The organism is Saccharomonospora xinjiangensis XJ-54 (assembly GCF_000258175.1).
In the GTDB taxonomy this organism is placed as follows: Bacteria; Actinomycetota; Actinomycetes; order Mycobacteriales; family Pseudonocardiaceae; genus Saccharomonospora; species Saccharomonospora xinjiangensis.
In genome coordinates this window covers 116,321-136,640 of sequence record NZ_JH636049.1, presented here as the reverse complement: position 1 = coordinate 136,640, position 20,320 = coordinate 116,321, and the positions used below count along the sequence as shown (strand labels likewise).

Below are 20,320 nucleotides of genomic sequence, written 5' to 3'. Positions count from 1 at the left end.
GGGCTGCCGTCGAACGCGACGATCCGGCTGAGGTCGCCCGGCTGGTCACCCTGCCCAGTGAGGACGTCGAGGACCTCACGTCGGTGCTGCCCGCCCTGTCGCGGTGGCGCCGCCGATCACGCGATCGGGAACGGGTGGACTCCTGGCGATACCGCGTGCGCTGGACGGGAGTGCCGATGCTCGAGCGCGCCGCGTCGGCGCCGCTGCCCGGCACCTGGCTCCTCGTCGACGTGGACCCCGCCGCCGGGCAGCCCGCCGTCGAGGCCGCCCGTATCGAGGAACTGCTCGTGCAGGGCGGGGCACAGGTGATGCGGATCGGCATCGAACCCGGTCTGGGCCGCGTCGCGCTGGCCACGCGACTGCGACGTCTCGTCGAGGCCGAGCCGTCGCCCGCCGGGATCGTGTCGCTGCTGGGCCTGCCGAGGCCGACCGTCGATCCCGCGACGGCGTCGGGTGATCTCGCTGACCCGGTGCCGCCGACGCTGCCCGTCAGTGACCTGGTGTCCGCGGTCACGCTGGTGCAGGCCCTCGGCGACGCGGCGGTGACCGCCCCGTTGTGGTGTCTGACACGCGGCGCCGTTTCGACCAGGGACGACGACCCACCCGCTGATCCCACGCAGGCGATGCTGTGGGGACTGGGCCGGGTCGTCGCCCTGGAACACCCTGAGCGCTGGGGCGGCCTGGTAGACCTCCCGAGTCTCCTCGGGCTGTCCGAAGCGGACGCCGCCCGGATCGGCTCGCGGCTGCGTGGCGTCCTGGCAGGGGAGTCGGGAGAGGATCAGGTCGCGGTGCGTCCGGCCGGAGTGTTCGGCCGCAGGCTCGTGCGAGCGCCGCTGGGCACAGATGTTGCGAGGGCCGCCGAGTGCTGGCGGACTCGCGGGACAGTCCTGGTGACGGGCGGCACCGGCGCGCTGGGCGTCCGCGTCGCCCGCTGGCTGGCCAGCCGGGGAGCCGAGCGACTCGTGTTGATCTCGCGGCGCGGCCCGGCCGCGCCCGGGGCCGCCGAACTGGTCGCGGAACTGGCCGCCGTCGGTGTTGAGACCGTCGTCGTCGCCTGTGACGTCACAGATCGGGACGCACTGCGCGAGGTTCTCGACGACATCCCCCCGACGACGCCGTTGACCGGCGTCGTCCACACCGCGGGAGTCCTCGACGACACGGCACTGACCGACCTCTCCGAATCGCGGATCGCCGAGGTCCTGCGGGCCAAGACACAGGGACTGGCCACTCTGCACCAGCTCACCCGGCACCACCCGATCACCGCGTTCGTGTCGTTCTCGTCGATCTCGGGGGTGTGGGGCAGCGGAAGCCAGGGGGCCTACGCGGCCGCCAACGCCGCCGCCGACGCGATCGCCGAGCAGCGCAGGGCCGCGGGCCTGCCCTCGACGTCGATCGCCTGGGGAGCCTGGGCCGGGAGCGGGATGGCCTCGGGCGAGGCGGGAGATTACCTCCGGCGGCGCGGCGTGCTGCCCATGTCGCCGGAGGAGGCGATGGCGGCCCTGGAGGCCTCGGTCGGTAACGACGATATGGCGATCGCGGTGGCCGATGTGGACTGGGCGAACTTCGTCCCTTCGTTCACCCTGCACCGTCCGCAGCCGCTGCTGTCGGAACTGCCGGAGGCACAGCAGGCGGTGAACTCGACCGCCTCCACAGCCTCCGCCGCAGCCGACGGCGACGGGGACGAACGGGACGACCTGGTGCGACAACTGACCGCGATGCCACCGGGGGAACGGGCGCGGGCCGTGCTCGACCTGGTGCGGTCCGAGGTCGCCTCGGTTCTGGGCTTCACCTCCGCCGATCAGGTCGATCCCGACGCGGCCTTCCAGTCCGTCGGCTTCGACTCGCTGATCGCGGTGGAGTTGCGCAACAACCTCAGCCGGAGCACCGGCCTGCCGCTCCCGCCCACGCTGGTCTTCGACCATCCCACCCCCGCGTCGGTGGCCGAACACCTGGGCACCCGACTGTCGGCTGAGGCCCCGACTGCCGACCTACCGATCAGTGCGCAGCTGGACCGGCTCGAAGCCGCCTTGGCCAAGGTCGACGCGCGGGACACCTCCCGGTCACAGATCACCACCCGCCTGCGCGGGCTGCTGCTCAAGTGGACCGACGAACCTTCCCCAGCGGCCGAGGCCACCGTTGACGACGAGATCGAGTCGGCCTCCGACGAGGCGCTTTTCGAGTTCATTCGAGGACGGCTCGGCAGGAACTGATCCCGCCCGCCTCGACCCCGCGTTCTGCTGACGCGAACCACGCTAGGAGTAACTGGACATGGCGAACGAAGAAGAGCTCCGCGACTACCTCAAGTGGGTCACGGCTGATCTTCACCGGACCCGGCAGCGCCTGCTCGACGTCGAGTCGCGCGAACGGGAGCCGATCGCGGTCATCGGTATGGCCTGCCGTTATCCCGGCGGCGTCGAGTCGCCCGCGGACCTGTGGCGTCTCGTCGACGACGGCGTCGACGCCGTCACCGGGTTGCCTGCCGATCGGGGCTGGGATCTCGACTCGATCTCGGGCGGTGCGGCAGCAGGCGACTCCGCGGGCGAGTTCGGCGGTGGGTTCCTCGCCGACGTGGCGTCCTTCGACGCGGAACTGTTCGGGATCTCTCCGCGCGAAGCACTGGCGATGGACCCGCAGCAGCGCCTGCTGCTGGAGGCGTCGTGGGAGGTGTTCGAGCGCGCTGGCATCGACGCTTCAACCGTCGAGGGCAGCCGCACCGGTGTGTTCGCGGGGGTGTCCGGTCGTGACTACGGCGGCGCGCTCACCGACATGCCCGAGGAGGTCCAGGGCTACCTGCTGACCGGCAACGCGACCAGCGTCGTGTCCGGTCGCGTCGCCTACACCTTCGGCCTGGAGGGGCCCGCGGTGACGGTGGACACGGCGTGTTCGTCGTCATTGGTGGCCCTGCATCTGGCCGCGCAGGCGCTACGTGCCGACGAGTGTTCGCTGGCGGTGGTCGGCGGCGTGGAGGTCATGGCCTCACCTGTCATCGTGCGGGAGTTCGCCCGGCAGGGCGGCCTGGCGCCCGACGGGCGTTGCAAGTCGTTCGCGGCCTCGGCGGACGGCACCGGCTGGGGTGAGGGCGTGGGCGTCCTGCTCGTCGAGCGGTTGTCGGATGCGGTGCGCAACGGCAGGCGGATTCTCGCTGTCGTGCGGGGTTCGGCGGTGAATCAGGATGGTGCGTCGAATGGGTTGACGGCGCCGAATGGTCCGTCACAGCAGCGGGTGATCCGTGAGGCGCTGGTCAACGCGCAGATCAGTCCGGCGGATGTCGATGTGGTGGAGGCGCACGGCACCGGGACTCGGCTTGGTGATCCGATTGAGGCGCAGGCGTTGTTGGCGACCTACGGGCAGGACCGTGCCGAGGGGATGCCGTTGTGGCTGGGTTCGGTGAAGTCCAACATCGGACACGGTCAGGCGGCTGCGGGTGTGGCTGGTGTGATCAAGATGGTCATGGCGATGCGGCATGGGGTGCTGCCGCGGACCCTGCATGTGGACGAACCCACGCCGCAGGTGGATTGGTCGTCGGGTGCGGTGGAGTTGCTGACCGAGCCGCGGCCGTGGCCCGAGGTGGACCGTCCCCGACGGGCCGCGGTGTCCTCCTTCGGGATCAGCGGCACCAACGCCCACGTCATCCTCGAACAAGCCCCGGCCCTCGACGAGCCGGCGGAGGCGGCCGACGGCGAGACCGACCTCGGCGATGAGACCGCCGTCGGAGCCGGGGACGGCCGTACCCTCGGCCCGGGTCCCGTCCCGTGGGTGCTCTCCGGCCGGACCGCGGGGGCTTTGCGTGATCAGGCTCAGCGGTTGGCCGCGCACGTGACCGCCCGTCCGGGCCTTGCGCTGGCCGATGTTGCTTGTTCGCTCGTCAGGGCGCGGGCGGCGTTGGAGCATCGTGCGGTGGTGCTCGGCTCTGATCGAGCTGAACTTCTCGCCGGTCTTGCTGCGGTGGCCGAGGGTCGTGGCGCTCCTGGTGTGGTGTCGGGTGTGGTGCGGCAGGCGGGCCGGGTTGGGTTGGTGTTTTCGGGGCAGGGCTCCCAATACGCGGGGATGGGTCGGGAGTTGTATGGGGCGTTTCCGGTGTTCGCGGAGGCGTTTGATGAGGTGTGTGCGGAGTTGGATCCGTTGTTGGGGTTCTCTTTGCGGGAGGCCGTGTTCGCCATCGAGCCCGCGCAGCCTCCCGGTGCCCGGACGATCGACGATACGGGGGTGGCGCAGCCTGCTTTGTTCGCGGTGGAGGTTGCGTTGGTGCGGTTGTTGGGGTCGTTCGGTGTTGTTCCTGAGGTGGTGGCTGGTCATTCTCTGGGGGAGGTGACGGCGGCTTTCGTGGCGGGGTTGTGGTCGTTGCCGCAGGCGTGTCGGGTGGTGGCGGCGCGGGCGGGGTTGATGCAGGCGTTGCCTGGGGGTGGGGCGATGGCCTCGATCGCGGCCACCGAAGAAGAGGTGCGGACGAGTATCGGCGAATCGGACGTTCCGGGGGGCGCGTCGGGAGTGGACGTCGCGGCGGTCAACGGACCGAACGCGACGGTCGTGTCAGGAGACGCGGGCGCTGTGGGCCGGGTGATGGAGTTTTGGCGGGCCCGGGGTCGTCGGGTCCGCGCGCTCTCGGTGTCGCATGCGTTTCATTCCGCGCTGATGGACCCCATGCTCGACGACTATGGCCAGGTTCTCGCCCGGGTCCAGTTCGGCTCGCCGAGGTTGCCGGTGGTGTCCACCGTGACGGGTGGCGTGCTCGCGCCCGCCGTCCTGACCGATCCGGGGTATTGGGTGCGGCAGGTGCGGGAACCGGTGCGGTTCGCCGACGCTGCGGGCGCGCTGCGCGACCTCGGTGTGACCACCGTGATCGAGGTCGGACCCGGCGCGGTGCTCACCACACTTCTCGACGCCGTCGCCGAGGCGGCTGACGGCACGGCTTCCGAACAGCGACGGTTCGCCGCTCCCGACGCCGGACGGTCCGAGGAGCACACCGGCCCGATCCCGAGCGCGGCAGCCCCCATGTCGTGTGTGTCGCTGCTGCGCGCGGGACGAGGCGAGCAGGAAACCCTGCTCGCCGGGCTCGCCTCGGTGCACGTCTCCTGTGCCCGCCTCGACTGGTCGCCGGTGTTCCCGGCCCGCGTGTCCCCGCTGGAGCTGCCCACCTACGCGTTCCAGCGCCAGCGGTTCTGGCTGGACGCAGAGGGGGGCCGGGGGGACGCGCGCGGCCTGGGGCTGACGGCGGGCGGGCATCCCGTGCTGGGAGCGCGAGTGGACCTCCCGGACTCCCGAGGCGTGGTGCTTACCGGGGTGCTGTCCGTCTCGGCCGTGCCCTGGTCGTCGGATCACCAGGTCGGTGGGGCGATCGTGTTCCCCGGCACGGGACTGGTGGACTGGGTGCTGCACGCGGCAGCCGACCTGGACGCCCCGATCCTCGAAGAGCTGACCCTGCACGCCCCGGTGCTCCTGCCGCCGACCGGTGCGCTCACGGTGCGCGTGCACCTCGACCACCCCGAGACCGACGGACGCCGGGCGGTCACGGTGCACACCCGGCCGGCGTCCGACCCGGACGCCGACTGGACCGCACACGCCGTCGGCACCCTGCTGGAGTCCGATCCGACCCTTCCGCAGACGGCACTGGACGGGTTCGCGAAGGCGTGGCCACCGCCCGGAAGCCGCCCGGTGGAGACCACCGAGCTGTACGACACCTTCACCGAGGCAGGACTGACCTACGGCCCGGCCTTCCGGGGCCTGCGGGCGGCCTGGGTCGGGACGGACGCGGTGTTCGCCGAGGTGGAGCTGCCGGACTTCGCCGACGCTTCGGGAGTCGGTCGCCCCACGGAGATCGCCCACGCGGTGCACCCGGCGCTGTTCGACGCCGCCCTGCACGCGCTCGGCCTGCCCGAGGTGGCTCGGGTCCTGCGTCCGCAGGACGACGGCGGCACCGGAGTCCGGCTGCCCTTCTCCTGGATGGGAGTCCAGGTGCACGCGGTCGGGGCCACCCGTCTTCGGGTGCGGCTGAACCGGGCCGGGGACGGCGCCCTGGGGTTGGCCATGACCGATCCGGACGGGACGCCGGTGCTGACCGTCGACCGGGTAATCCTGCGTCCGCTCGCCCCTGGCGCGCTCGACGACGCCACGGGCCAGGACTCGGCCCTGTTCGAGGTGACGTGGGTCCCCGCGACACTGCCCGCCGTGCCGCCGGAGTCCGCGCGGTCCGCCGAGTGGTTCGCCATGCTGCCCGCGGCCGGACCGTCGGCGAGGGCCGAGTCCGAATCCGGGACCGAGTCCGAATCCGTGGGTGACGAACGGCTCGGCCCCGTTCGCTGTCTCCCCGACCTGGCCCGGCTCTCCTCGGCCGTCGACCATGTGGGGAACGCGCCCGCGCTGATCGTGCTGGACTGTCGTGGCGCCGGTCAGGCAGGCGACGACGCCTTGACCGAGGCGGTGCACCGCGACGTCGCCCGAGTGATCCGCACCGTCCAGTCGCTGCTGGCCGACGACGTTCTGCTCGACACCCGGCTGCTGGTGGTCACCAGCGACGCCGTGGCGGCGGAGCCCGCCGACCCGGTCGACGGGCTGGCCGGTTCGGCGATCTGGGGTCTGTTGCGCACCGCCCAGACGGAGAACCCCGACCGCATCACGCTGCTCGATCTGGCCTCCGCCGTCCCCGCCGAACTCGATCCGGGCCTGCTGCGCAGCCTGCTCGTCGCGGAGGACTCGCAGGTCGCGATCCGCGAAGAGCGGGTGCTGGTGCCCCGACTCGGCCGGTCGAGCCTCACGCGGACGTCCGATCAGGACGAGCTGATCCTGCCCGGCGGCCGCTGGCGGATCGGGGTGGCGTCACCCGGATCTTTGACCGGCGTCAACGTGCTGCCGTCGTCGCCACGCGGACAAAAACCCCTGGCCCCCGGCGAGGTCCGGGTGTCCGTCCGCGCGGCGGGGGTGAACTTCCGTGACGTGATGGCGGCGCTGGGGATGTACCCCGACGTCATCGAGATCGGCGGCGAGGGCGCGGGCGTCGTCGTCGAGGTCGGTGCCGAGGTCACCGGCCTCGCCTGCGGTGACCTCGTGACGGGCGTGTTCTCCGGCGCGTTCGCGTCCGAGGTCGTCGTGGACCGCCGTTGCCTGATCGCCGTGCCGACCGGCTGGTCGGCGGTCGAGGCCGCGTCGGTGCCGAGCGTGTTCCTCACCGCGTACCACGGACTGGTCGAGCTGGCTGGCCTGTCCGCGGGTCGCTCGGTGCTGATTCACGCGGCGGCGGGCGGTGTCGGCTCAGCCGCCGTGCAGGTGGCTCGCGCGGTCGGGGCGGAGGTTTTCGTCACCGCGTCCCCCGGCAAGCACGCGGTGCTGCGGGACTGGGGGATCCCGGCGGAGAGGATCTCCTCCTCCCGCGACCTCGAATTCGAGTCGCGGGTGCTCTCGGCGACCGACGGCCGAGGCGTCGATGTCGTGTTGAACGCCCTGGCGGGGCCTTTCGTGGATGCCTCGCTGCGGACACTGGCCCCCGGCGGAGTGCTGCTGGAGATGGGCAAGACCGACCTGCGGGACGCCGGGCAGGTCGCCGACGAGCATCCCGGAGTCCGGTACGAACCCTTCGACGTGTCGGCGCTGCACCCCGACCGGGTCGCACACGCGCTCGCTCGGCTCGGGGAGCTGTTCGAGCAGGGCGTGTTGACACCGCCGCCGATCACCGAGTTCGACGTCCGCCGCATCCGCCCCGCCCTACGGGCACTGGCGGGTGCAACCCTGGTCGGAAAGGCGGTGCTGACGGTACCTCGACCGGTGCCGCCGGGAACGACTGTGCTGATCACCGGCGGTCTCGGGTCCTTGGGCCGTGCCGTGGCACGCCACCTCGTCGCCGTGCACGGCGTCACCGACCTACTGCTGGTGTCCCGGCGCGGCGAGGACACGCCGGGGGCGGCCGCGTTCGTCGCCGACCTCGCCACCCTCGGCGCCCGAGCCCGCGTGTCCAGCGCGGACGTCACCGACGCCAGGGCCCTCGCCGAGGCGATCGACTCGATTCCCGAGGATCGGCCGCTGGCCGGCGTCGTCCACGCTGCCGGGGTCGTCTCCGACGGCGTGCTCGCCACCCTCGACGCGACGAGGATCGAGGAGGTACTGGCGCCCAAAGTCACCGGAGCCTGGAACCTGCACAGGGCCACCCAGCACCTGGACCTGCCGTTGTTCGTGACATTCTCCTCCGTCGCGGGCGTCTGGGGGGCAGCAGGCCAGGCGGTCTATGCGGCAGGCAACGCGTTCCTCGACGGCCTCGTCGCGCATCGCCGCGCGCTCGGCCTCGCGGGCACCGCGCTCGCGTGGGGCCCGTGGTCCGCCGATTCCGGGATGACCGCGGGTCTGACTAGTACGGACCGCAATCGACTGAGCCGCGGCGGGGTGACCCCCCTGACGCGGGAACGCGCCATGGCGCTGCTCGACATCCTGCTGGCGACGCGACCGACCCATGCTGTCCCGGTGGACCTCGACCCCGCCGCGCTGCGCGACTGGGATCGCGTTCCGGAACTGCTGCGCGCCCTGGTGCGCGTCCGCAAGACCCGCGCGCCGCGACGGGCCGCGACGTCGGCATCGACCGAGATCGGCTGGGCGGACCGGATCTCCGGACTCGCCGAGCCGGAACGCCGCAGGCAGGCGGTCGATACGGTCCGCGGGGAGGCGGCAGCGGTGCTCGGTCACGCGGGCGCCGACCGGGTCGCGGCGGACCAGCCTTTCAGCGACCTGGGCTTCGATTCGCTGACCGCCGTGGAACTCCGCAACCGGCTCCGAGCGGCCACGGGGCTGACACTGCCCGCCACCGCCGTCTTCGACCATCCGACACCCGCCGACCTCGCCCGTCACCTGTTGAGCAGGATCGCGCCTGCCGATGGCGGTGTCGCGGCGAGCACGACGCATCGCCCGATGAACACCGGCACAGGACGGGACGACGACGTCGTCGTGGTGGGCATGGCCTGCCGCTTCCCGGGAGACGTCGGTTCGCCGGAGGATCTCTGGGAGCTGGTGGCCCAGGGCCGCGACGCGGTGGACGCCTTCCCCGACGATCGCGGATGGCGGCCGTCCGACACCGACGGCTTCGCCAGGGTCGGCGGCTTCGTCACCGACGCCGCGGGTTTCGACGCCGGTTTGTTCGGGATCTCGCCGCGTGAGGCGGTGGCGATGGATCCGCAGCAGCGCCTGCTGCTGGAGACCGCATGGGAGGCCTTCGAGCGCTCGGGTCTGGCCCCGAACTCGCTGGGCGGCAGCGACACGGGTGTGTTCGTCGGCAAGGCGAGCCAGGACTACGGGCTGGGCGCCGTCGGGCTGCCCGAGACCGTCCGCACGCATCTGAGCACCGGGATCTCGAACAGCGTGACCTCCGGTCGCGTCGCCTACGCCTTCGGATTGCAGGGTCCGACGCTGACGGTGGATACGGCGTGTTCGTCGTCGCTGGTCGCCCTGCACCTGGCCGCGCAGTCACTGCGGCAGGGCGAGTGCTCCCTGGCACTGGCGGGCGGCGTCACCATCATGGCGACCCCCGGCATCTTCGATGACTTCCATCGGCAGCGTGGTCTGGCTGCCGACGGTCGGTGTAAGTCGTTCTCGGATGCGGCGGATGGCACGGGCTGGGGTGAGGGTGTCGGGCTGCTGGTGTTGGAGCGGTTGTCGGATGCGGTGCGGAATGGTCGTCGGGTTCTGGCGGTGGTCAAGGGTTCGGCGGTGAATCAGGATGGTGCGTCGAATGGGTTGACGGCGCCGAATGGTCCGTCGCAGCAGCGGGTGATCCGTCAGGCTTTGGCGAATGCGCGTTTGTCCACTGGGGATGTGGATGTGGTGGAGGTGCATGGCACCGGGACTCGGCTCGGTGATCCGATTGAGGCGCAGGCTCTGTTGGCGACCTACGGGCAGGACCGTGCCGAGGGGATGCCGTTGTGGCTGGGTTCGGTGAAGTCGAACATCGGCCACACTGTCGCTGCTGCGGGTGTGGCTGGTGTGATCAAGATGGTCATGGCGATGTGGCATGGGGTGTTGCCGCGGACGTTGCATGTGGGTGAGCCCACGTCGCAGGTGGATTGGTCGTCGGGTGCGGTGGAGTTGCTGACCGAGTCGCGGCCGTGGCCCGAGGTGGACCGTCCCCGACGGGCCGCGGTGTCCTCCTTCGGGATCAGCGGCACCAACGCCCACGTCATCCTCGAACAAGCCCCAGCCCTCGACAGCACCCACCACGGCGCCCTGGTCACTGACGATGAGCAGCCGCTGGTCCTCGCCGAGCCGAAGGAGGCGGGCGACGGCGCGACGATTGACTCGGCGCCCGTCACCGACACGGCCGGACCGCTCCCGTGGGTGCTCTCCGGCCGGACTGCGGGGGCCCTGCGTGATCAGGCTCAGCGGTTGGCCGCGCATCTGGCCGCCCACCCCGAGACGTCCGACGCCGACGTGGCATACGCCCTGGCGACGACCAGGGCGCTGCTCGAACACCGGGCGGTGATCCTCGGCGCGGACCGGGACGAACTCGCGGCGGGCGCGGCCGCCCTCGCCCAGGGACGCTCCACCCCGGCGGTGATCACGGGCACGGCCGAGAACGAGGGCAGGCTGGCCATGGTGTTCACCGGCCAGGGAACCCAGTACCCCGGCATGGGCCGCGAACTCTATGCCGCCTACCCGGTCTTCGCCGCAGCCTTCGACGAGGTCTGCGCTGAACTGGACCAGCTACTGGGCTGTTCACTGCGCGAGGTTCTCTTCGCGGCGGACGACGAAACGGGGCCCGGGGGACAGCCCTCGGCCGGTGCCGTCCACGCGACCGGGCTGGCACAGCCGGGGCTCTTCGCGATCGAGGTGGCGCTGGTCCGTCTGGCCGAGTCCTTCGGCGTGGTGCCCGACATCGTGAGCGGACACTCGCTGGGCGAGGTCACGGCGGCGTTCGTGGCAGGTTTGTGGTCGCTGCCCCAGGCGTGCCGGGTGGTCGCCGCGCGGGCCAGGCTGATGCAGGCACTGCCCGAGGGCGGCGCGATGGCCGCGATCGTCGCGACGGAGCAGGAGGTCCGGGATGATCTGATCGATCGTGCGGCGCGGCGGCTCGGGGAGGGCGCCGCACAGTCCCCGGGCTCGCCACCACCCCTCCCGGTGAGCATCGGGGCGGTGAACGGCCCGACGGCGACCGTGATCTCCGGCGAGGCCGCGCTCGTCGAGGAGATCGCCGAGTCGTGGCGGGCGCGTGGGCGTCGGGTCCGGAACTTGACGGTGTCGCACGCCTTCCACTCCGCTCTGATGGACCCGATGCTCGACGACTACCGGCGGGAGCTGTCCGACGTCGAGTTCGACACACCAACCATGCCTATGATCTCGACGGTGTTCGGCGCCGAGGCGGGCCTCGCCGCGATGGCGGACCTCGAGTACTGGGTGCGTCAGGTCCGCGAGCCGGTGCGGTTCGCGGACGCGGTGCGCAGCCTGCGGCGGCTCGGGGTGTCCACCGTGATCGAGGTCGGCCCCGGCACAGTGCTGTCGATGCTCGCCCGTGACACCCTCGACCACGACCGGGACGACGGCCGAGACACCGCCGGGGTGCGCTGTGTCCCCCTTCTGCGCACCGGGCGCGGCGAGGTGGACGCGGTCCTGACCGGACTGGCCGCGGCCTGCGTCGGGGGAGTGCCGGTGGACTGGTCGCCTCAGCTGCCGTCCGCACCGTCGTCGGTGGACCTGCCGACCTACGCCTTTCAACACGAGCGGTACTGGCTCGACGCCGGCGCGAGTTCCGGCGACCCGCGCGGACTCGGCCTGGGCGCCGCCGACCACCCCATGCTCGGCGCGGTCGTGGAGTCGCCCGACACGGCGGGCGTCGTGGTGACCGGCAGCCTCTCGCTGGCAGCGCAGCCCTGGCTGGCGGATCACCAGGTTGCGGGTGTCGTCGTGCTGCCCGGCACCGCCTTCGTGGAGATCGTCCTCCAGGCCGGGCGTCACGTTGGCCGTGACACCGTGGCCGAACTGACCCTGGAGGTCCCGCTCGTGCTGACGGCGGGCGAGGAGGTCCACACTCGGGTCGTCGTCGGCTCGCCGGACGAGACCGACGCCATGCCCGTCACCGTGTACGCGCGTGCGCAGGACGCCCCGCGGGACGAGACCTGGACTCGGCACGCCCACGGCAGCCTGACCGTCGGCCACGCCGTGCCGACCGCCCGACCGGGCCCATGGCCGCCGGTCGATGCCGATCCGGCCGACGTGGCCGACCTCTACCCGGCGGACTCGGACTCGGGCCTCACCTACGGGCCGGCCTTCCAAGGCCTGCACCGTGCCTGGCGAAAGGCGCACGAGGTCTTCGCGGAGGTGCGACTGCCCGGCTCCGTGCGGGAGGAGGCGGGCCGGTTCGGGATGCACCCCGCACTGCTGGACGCGGCCCTGCACACCATCGGACTCGCCGCGAGCCCGACCGACGACCCCACCCGGTTGCCCTTCGCCTGGACCGGGGTGACCGTCTACCAGGCCGGAGCCGCCGCCGCCCGGGTCCGGATGTCGCCCGGTGCGGGAACGGCGCTCTCGATCGAGCTGACCGACGAGCTGGGTCGGCCGCTAGCCTCGATCGGGGGTGTCACCCTCCGGCCGGTCTCACAGGCCGGGCCTGCCGCGGCGGGCAGGCGGCGGCCGGATGCCCTTTTCCGGCTCGAGTGGACCTCCTCGCCGAGCACGCCGGAGCCCGCCGCGCCCGTCGGCTGGGCGGTGCTCGATCAGGCCACACCGGATCGGCTGCCTGCTCGGATCGGCGGGGCCGAGCTACCCCGGCTGGCGGATCTCGGCGCCGGGTCCTCCTCGGTGACGGGCACGGCGCGGCCGGAGGTCGTCCTCGCCGAGTTGGCGGGCGACCACCTGTCCGACGATCCCGCCGAGGCCGTGCGCGACACCGTGCATCGGACGTTCGGCCTGCTGCTTCGATGGCTCGCCGACGACGGTCTGTCCTCGACCAGGCTCGTGCTGGTGACTCGGAGGGCCCTCGCGACGGCCGACGACGAGGACGTCGTCGATCTGGCCGCAGCCTCGGCTCTCGGGCTGGTTCGCTCCGCACAGTCCGAGCATCCCGACCGGTTCCTGATCATCGACGTCGATGGGGAAGAGGCGTCCATTCAGGCGCTGCCTGCCGCCGTGGCCGCGGCGACGGCGGCAGCCGAACCCCAGATGGCCATTCGGGCGGGCACGCTGCTCACCCCCCGCCTGGCGCGGTCGGTGCCGACCGAAGCAGACCCGCCGCGAACCGCCGCGTCCGACGCGGACGCGCGGGATGTCTCTCTCCCGTGGGACCGCGTTCCTGGAGGAACGGTGGTGGTGACGGGTGGCACCGGCCTGCTCGGCGGCGCCGTCGCGAGGCATCTGGTCGCCGAGCACGGGACGCGCAGGCTGCTGTTGCTCGGCAGACAGGGCGGCGACACCCCTGCGGCGGAGCGCCTCGCCGAGGAGTTGGCGGAACTGGGGGCTGACGCCTCCTTCGCGGCCTGCGACGTCGGCGATCGCACGGCGCTCGCGGCGGTGCTCGCGGCCGTCCCCGCCGAACACCCGGTGACGGCCGTGGTGCACGCCGCAGGTGTGCTCGACGACGGGCTGCTCACGTCGCTGACGCCCGAGCGGATCGACCGGGTGTTGCGAGCCAAGGTGAGCGGGGCGGTCAACCTGCACGAGGCGACCTTGGAGCTCGGCGCCGTTCCACTGGTGTTGTTCTCCTCCGTCGCCGGGCTGCTGGGCTCGGCCGGTCAGGCGAACTACGCCGCGGCCAACGCCTTCCTCGACGCTCTGGCACAGCACAGGAGGGCGCTCGGCCTGCCAGCCGTGTCGCTGGCCTGGGGACCTTGGACCGGGGCGGACGGCGGCATGACCGGCGGACTCGACGGCGCCGCAACCCAGCGCACGGCGCGCACCGGGCTGCGGGCGCTGTCGATTTCGGAGGGACTGCGGCTGTTCGACCTCGCCGTCGCCTCCGATCGACCCGTGGTGTCCCCGGCCGACTGGGTGCTGGGCACAGCCGCCGAGCGTCGGGACGGCCCGGTTCCCGCACTGCTGCGTGGTCTCGTGCGCGCACCGGCCCGGCGCCTGCACTCAGCCGGCGACGCGGGCGCGGCGCTGCGGTCGAGCCTGGCCGGACTGTCCACGGCAGACGCCAGGTCCGCGCTCGTCACTCTGGTGCGGCAGGAGGCGGCCGCCGTCATCGGCCATCGGTCCGTGGAGATGGTGAGCGCGACGACCGCGTTCACGGAACTGGGCTTCGACTCACTGACCTCGGTGGAGCTGCGCAACCGACTGAACGAGCTGACCGGACGGCACATGCCCGCCACGCTGGTGTTCGATTATCCGTCGCCCTCGGAGGTGGGGGACTTCCTCGCCGCCGAGCTCGGTGCGCGGCCGGAGGCCCCGGACGGCGCGATCCTCGCTCAGCTGGACCGGCTGGAACAGGGCGTCTCCTCGGCCGAGCTCAGCGGCGAGGCCCGCAGGGCCCTGGCGACCCGGTTGACAGTGCTCCTGTCGAAACTCGGCGACGCCGGCCACGAGGAGCCTGGTGACGCGGACGTGGCGCTGCACGCCGCCGACGCGGACGAACTCCTCCGGCTGATCGACGACGAGTTCGGTGGCATCTAAAGCCGTGTCCTCGACCGTCGGACGACCACCCCGACCAGCGCAGTCCGCCATGGGGGCCGACGGGCCACGAGACACACCACATTTGCCTTACCAACCCGTAACCCACAGACATTCGTAGATAAGGGTTCCGCAGAGAATAGGGGCAGGCTAGGGGGCGACGCTCGACCAGTCGTCGCATTAAGGTGGTCGCAACCTATTCGGCCGAATTCGCGTTGATTTTTGGAGTGAGATCATGACTGACGCTGCCACGGATTCCGTAGTGGAATTTCCGATTCTGCGAAAATGCCCCTACGAGCCGCCCGCCGAGTACGGTGAAATGCTGGCGTCGGGCGGACCCAGCCCGATTCGCCTGTACAACGGGACCCAGGGCTGGCTGGTCACCGGGTACGACGATGCCAAGGCCGTGCTATCCGACCCGCTGTTCAGCTCGGACGCCACCAACCCCGGATACCCGATGTTGAGTGCCGCGATGGAGGGTACCCGTGCCTTCTCGACCCTGATCACGCTCGACGCGCCGGAGCACACCAGACTTCGGCGCACCGTGATCAGTGAGTTCACCGTGCGTCGAATGCACGGTCTCCGGCCGCTCATTCAGCGGACCGCGGACGAGCTGATCGACGCCATGCTGGCCGCAGACAAGCCGGTGGATCTGGTGCAGGCCTATTCGACGCCGATGGCAGGCAGCGTGATCTGCCATCTGCTGGGCATCTCCTACGCGGATATGCAGGAGTTCGTCGCGAAGAGCCAGGACGTCCCGCTGGAGACCAGTGACTCCCTGGACGCCGACGACGTCGGATCCGCGATGAACGCCCACCTGGTCCCGGTCACTCAGTATCTCTACCAGGCGATCATGGAGAAGGAGCGCGAGCCGGGGGACGACCTGCTCAGCAGGGTCATCGCCAAGCACGTCGCCACCGGGACACTGACCCACGCCGAACTGGTCAACCTGTGCTTCCTGTTCTTTGGCGCAGGTCAGCTGCCCACCGCGTCGATGATCTCCCTGGGCGTGGCGGCCCTGCTGGAGAACCCCGAGCAGCTCGCCGCCCTGAGGGCCGACGAGACCGTGCTGCCGGGAGCCGTGGACGAGCTGCTGCGCTATGTCAGCGTCTCCGACCTGTCGGGGTTGCGCGTGGCGACCGCGGACGTCGAGATCGGCGGCGTGGCGATCGCGGCGGGTGACCCCGTCATCGTGGCCAACGGCGCGGCCAACCGCGACACCGAGGTCTTCGACGAGCCCAACGTGCTGGACGTGCACCGCAACGCTCGCGCACACATCGCCTTCGGGCACGGCTCCCATCAGTGCCTCGGCGCCAACCTCACCCGGGTGGAACTGGAGATCGCCTACGGCACGCTGTTCCGCCGCATCCCCGGCCTCCGCCTCGCCGTGCCCGCCTCGGAGCTGACGGGCCTGCCGGGCTCGCCGCTGCCCGACATCATGTCGATGCCGGTCACCTGGTGAGCGCCGACGCCGCAGGGCCACACGTCCACGCCGACCGGGAGGTCTGCACCGGTTCGGGGAAGTGCGTCCTGATTGCCCCGGAAATCTTCGACCAAGACGACGACGGCCTCGTCCTGCTGCTGGATCCGGAGCCTGATCCTCGCCTGCACGACGCCGCGAAGGAGGCGGTGGCGTTGTGCCCGGTCCGGGCACTGCGGATCGCCTGACGCGCAGGCCGGGCGTCCTCCTGCCGTGGTGACCGGAGCGAATCGGGGCTCGGCTTTCCCGCCGCCCAAGGACTGGTGATTCGTCGATTTCCAGGTGAATGCGAGAAACGTGGTTCGTCAGGGAAATATCGCGGCGGATTATGCCCCTATGTGCACCCCTAAAATCCCCTAGTGGCGAGTCTCGACTCCGCAGTCCCGGTTCGGGGTTCCGGGAGGCTGTTCCCGGCTGTAGCGTGCACCGCGAATAGCGCGGTCGATGAGGCGAAGAAACCGGATCGGGTATGCGGTTCGGGGGTGCGAGAGTCGTCACGCCGACGTCGGCGGGACGGTCTTCCTGTGCGCCGGGCGTCGAATTCCCGGGGCGAGTCCCGCTCGTCGTGAGTGCGGCCGCCGCGCGCCCGCGCGTGGGCGGCGCGGCAAGCGACTAGGCAGGTTCGACCAGATCAATAACCACGGCGGGAATTGTCACGGCCGGACAGCCGGGGACGCGACAGGTGAGTTCTGGCCGGTGTGCAGAGTGGAGATGGCGATGGAAATGGCCGAGGATAGACTGCGCAGTTATCTGAAGCGGGTGACGACCGAGCTCCAGCAGACCAGAACGAGACTGCAGGATGTCAAGGATCGGGCACAGGAACCGATCGCCGTCATCGGAATGTCCTGTCGATTCCCTGGCGGAGTGAGCTCTCCCGGCGAATTCTGGGAATTGATGGCGAACGGCACCGACGCCATCACAGGATTCCCCGCCGATCGGGGCTGGGAATCACTGGAACTGCCGGACGGCGGATACGTCCGGCAAGGCGGATTCCTGCATGACGCGGCCGAGTTCGACGCCGAATTCTTCGAAATCTCGCCTCGTGAGGCTGCGGCGATGGATCCGCAGCAGCGACTGCTGCTGGAGACCTCCTGGGAGGCGGTCGAGCACGCGGGCCTCGATCCCTCCGTCCTGCGTGGCAGTCGCACCGGGGTCTTCGTCGGTGGCACCCCACAGGACTTCGCCACCGTGTCCGTCGGGGCTCCCGCCGAGGCGGCGGGCTTCATCCTCACGGGCACGGCGGGCAGCATCCTCTCCGGGCGGCTCGCCTACACCCTCGGACTGGAGGGGCCTGGGGTCACCGTTGACACCGCCTGCTCGTCCTCGCTGGTCGCGCTGCACCTCGCGATCCGCGCCCTGCGCAACGACGAGTGCTCGATGGCGTTGGCAGGCGGCGTGACGGTGATGTCGACGCCCGGCGCCTTCGTGGAGTTCTCCCGGCAGAACGGGCTCGCGGCCGACGGTCGCTGCAAGCCCTTCTCCGAGGCCGCGGACGGTGTCGGCTGGTCCGAGGGCGTCGGCCTGCTGTTGGTGGAGCGACTTTCCGACGCGCGCCGCAACGGTCACCCGGTGCTGGCGATCCTGCGGGGCTCCGCCGTGAACTCCGACGGCGCGTCCAATGGACTGACCGCGCCGAACGGCCCCTCACAGCGACGAGTGATCCGACAGGCCCTGCTCGACGCGGGGGTGGCTGCGGGCGACGTCGATCTGGTTGAGGCGCACGGCACCGGCACGGAGCTGGGCGATCCCATTGAGGCGCAGGCCCTGCTCGCCACCTACGGGCGTCGTCGGGAGCCGGGCAGGCCGCTGCTGCTCGGCTCGGTGAAATCCAATATCGGACACACCCAGGCCGCTGCGGGTGTGGCGGGAGTGATAAAGGCGGTCCTCGCCCTGCGCCGCGGGATAGTGCCCCCGTCGCTGCACGCCGCGGAGCCGACCACCAAGGTGATGTGGCCCGACGGGGCCGTGCGGCTGGTGGCTGAGGCCACCCCGCTGCCCGAACTCGACCGACCCCGCCTCGCGGGCGTGTCCTCCTTCGGGTTCAGCGGCACCAACGCGCACGTCATCGTCGAGGAGGCGCCCGCGACACCTCCGCTCCCCGCCGCCGAAGGGGACGCCACCGCGGGCTGGGTGCCCTGGGTGTTGTCCGGCCGTACCGAGGACGCGCTGCGTGCGCAGGCGCAGCGGCTCGTCGCCGCCCTCGACGCCGCTCCGGAGTGGTCGGCGGCCGACGTGGCCTCGGCACTCCTGCGAGGCAGGTCCTGCTTCGAACACCGCGCGGTGGTCGTCGGAGACGATCTCGACACGCTGCGCGCCGGGGTGTTGGCCGTGGCCGAAGGCAGGCCCTCGCCCTCGGCCGTCGTGGGATCCGGCACCTCCGCGACGGGACCGGTGCTGGTCTTCCCCGGACAGGGCTCGCAGTGGCCCGGCATGGCCGCGGACCTCCTGACGTCCTGCCCGCCCTTCGCCGACCGCCTCGCCGAGTGCGAACGGGCGCTGGCGGCCTGGGTAGACTTCTCCGTGACCGACGTCGTCCGAGGCACCGCGCCGCCCGAGGCACTGGACCGGGTGGAGGTCGTGCAGCCCGCGCTGTGGGCGGTGATGGTGTCGCTGGCCGCCCTCTGGGAAGCCGAGGGCGTACGGCCGGCCGCGGTCATCGGTCATTCCCAGGGCGAGATCGCCGCCGCCTGCGCTGTCGGCGCACTGTCCATCGAGGACGGGGCGAGGATCGTCGCCCTGCGCAGCGTCGCCGTGGCCGAGACGCTGTCCGGCCGGGGCGGCATGGTGTCGGTCACTCGCTCCGTGGAGGAGGTGCGCGCCGACCTCACGGGCTGGGGTGATCGCATCTCCGTCGCGGCGATCAACGGCCCCGAGTCGGTGGTGGTCTCCGGCGAGCGAGCCGCCCTGACCGAACTGGTCGAGCAGTGGGAGCGCCGAGAGGTCCGCGCCCGGTGGATTCCGGTGGACTACGCCTCGCACTCCCGCGAGGTCGATTTGCTGCGGACCCGGATCCTTGAGCTCGCGGCGCCGATCGAGCCTCGCCCCGGCAGCGTGCCGTTCTACTCCACCGTCACGGGCGAGCCGTTGGCCACCACAGGACTCGACGCCGAGTACTGGTTCCGCAATCTCGCCGAGACCGTGCGGTTCGAACAGGCGGTGCGGGCCTGCGCCGCACGCGGCCACACCGTGTTCCTTGAGGTCAGTCCACACCCGGTCCTGACGATGGGCGTCGAGCAGACACTGACCGCCACGGGTGCCGCCGACACCGCCGTGGTCTGTGGAACCCTGCGGCGGGACGAGCCCGACCTGCGTCGACTCCTGTTGGCCGAGGCGGTCCTGCACACCCGAGGGGTCGCCGTCGGCTGGCACGGGACTGTGCGGGCCACGACCACCGCCGAGGTGACGCTGCCGACTTACGCTTTCCAGCGCCGACGGTACTGGCTGGAGCCGCACCGCCCGTCGGCTGACGCGACCGTGACTCCGGCGGGCGAGGGCGAGACGGCGTTCTGGGCGCGCGTCGAGCAGGAGGACCTCGCGGGCTTGGCCTCGACTCTGGACGTCTCGACCGACGCCCCACTGGACGCGGTCCTGCCCCGTCTGTCGGCGTGGCGCCGACGGCGACGCGAGCTGTCCACAGTGGACTCCTGGCGGTACCGGATCGACTGGCGGCCGATGCGGGCTCAGCCCGACGCCCGGCTCACCGGGACCTGGCTGGTCGTCGAGCCCGCCGACGGCCGCTGCCGCTCCTCGGCCTCGGAGGTGGGAACGACGCTGCGTGCCGGCGGGGCCGAGGTGGTCGTCCTGCCGGTGCCGAGCGAGCTCGATCGCGTCGGCCTTGCCGACCTGCTGCGCCGGACGCTCGACGGCTCGGCGCCCCCGGCAGGGGTCGTGTCGTTGCTCGCACTGGACGAGAAGGACGGCCCCGCGATCCCCTCGGTCATGCCCGAGGGGGGACCGGCCACCGTCGCGCTGGTGCAGGCCCTGGGCGACGCCGACGTCCACGCCCCGCTCTGGTGCCTCACCCGAGGCGCCGTCTCCACCGGACCGGCCGACCCCGTGGTGGCCCCGTTACAGGCGCAGATCTGGGGATTCGGCCGCGTCGTCGGAGCGGAGCACCCCGAGCGGTGGGGCGGCCTCGTCGACCTGCCCGAGCGACTCGACGCCCGTGCCGGTGCCCGGCTCCGTGCCGTCTTCGCCGCGCGAGACGAGAACGAGGTCGCGGTGCGCGCCGCGGGCTCCTACGGCCGCAGGCTCGTGCGCGCCCCGTTG

General features: G+C 71.5%; 5 protein-coding genes. All 5 read left to right on the top strand.

The genetic code is table 11. From position 1 onward, the window contains the following. The coding region (locus tag SACXIDRAFT_RS00315) for a type I polyketide synthase (protein ID WP_006236440.1) at positions 1 to 2,210 on the top strand (2,210 nt) is incomplete at its 5' end. 58 nt (positions 2,211 to 2,268) lie between these two features. Continuing rightward, on the top strand, positions 2,269 to 14,574 hold the full coding sequence (locus SACXIDRAFT_RS00310) for a type I polyketide synthase (protein WP_006236439.1): 12,306 nt from the start codon (positions 2,269 to 2,271) through the stop codon (positions 14,572 to 14,574). A gap of 232 nt (positions 14,575 to 14,806) precedes the next feature. Then, complete coding sequence (locus SACXIDRAFT_RS00305) at positions 14,807 to 16,033, top strand: cytochrome P450 (RefSeq protein WP_006236438.1); 1,227 nt, start codon at positions 14,807 to 14,809, stop codon at positions 16,031 to 16,033. After that, the gene (locus tag SACXIDRAFT_RS00300; RefSeq protein ID WP_006236436.1) at positions 16,030 to 16,239 is read left to right on the top strand and encodes a ferredoxin; all 210 of its coding nucleotides are present in this window, start codon (positions 16,030 to 16,032) and stop codon (positions 16,237 to 16,239) included. The genes SACXIDRAFT_RS00305 and SACXIDRAFT_RS00300 overlap by 4 nt, the downstream gene beginning before the upstream one ends. Positions 16,240 to 16,747: 508 nt before the next feature. Continuing rightward, the coding region (locus SACXIDRAFT_RS00295; protein ID WP_408640369.1) for a type I polyketide synthase at positions 16,748 to 20,320 on the top strand (3,573 nt) is incomplete at its 3' end.

Excerpts from the sequence above, each read along its gene's own strand:
- SACXIDRAFT_RS00310 (WP_006236439.1), top strand. The coding sequence starts at position 2,269 with ATGGCGAACGAAGAAGAGCTCCGCGACTACCTCAAGTGGGTCACGGCT.
- SACXIDRAFT_RS00305 (WP_006236438.1), top strand. The coding sequence starts at position 14,807 with ATGACTGACGCTGCCACGGATTCCGTAGTGGAATTTCCGATTCTGCGA.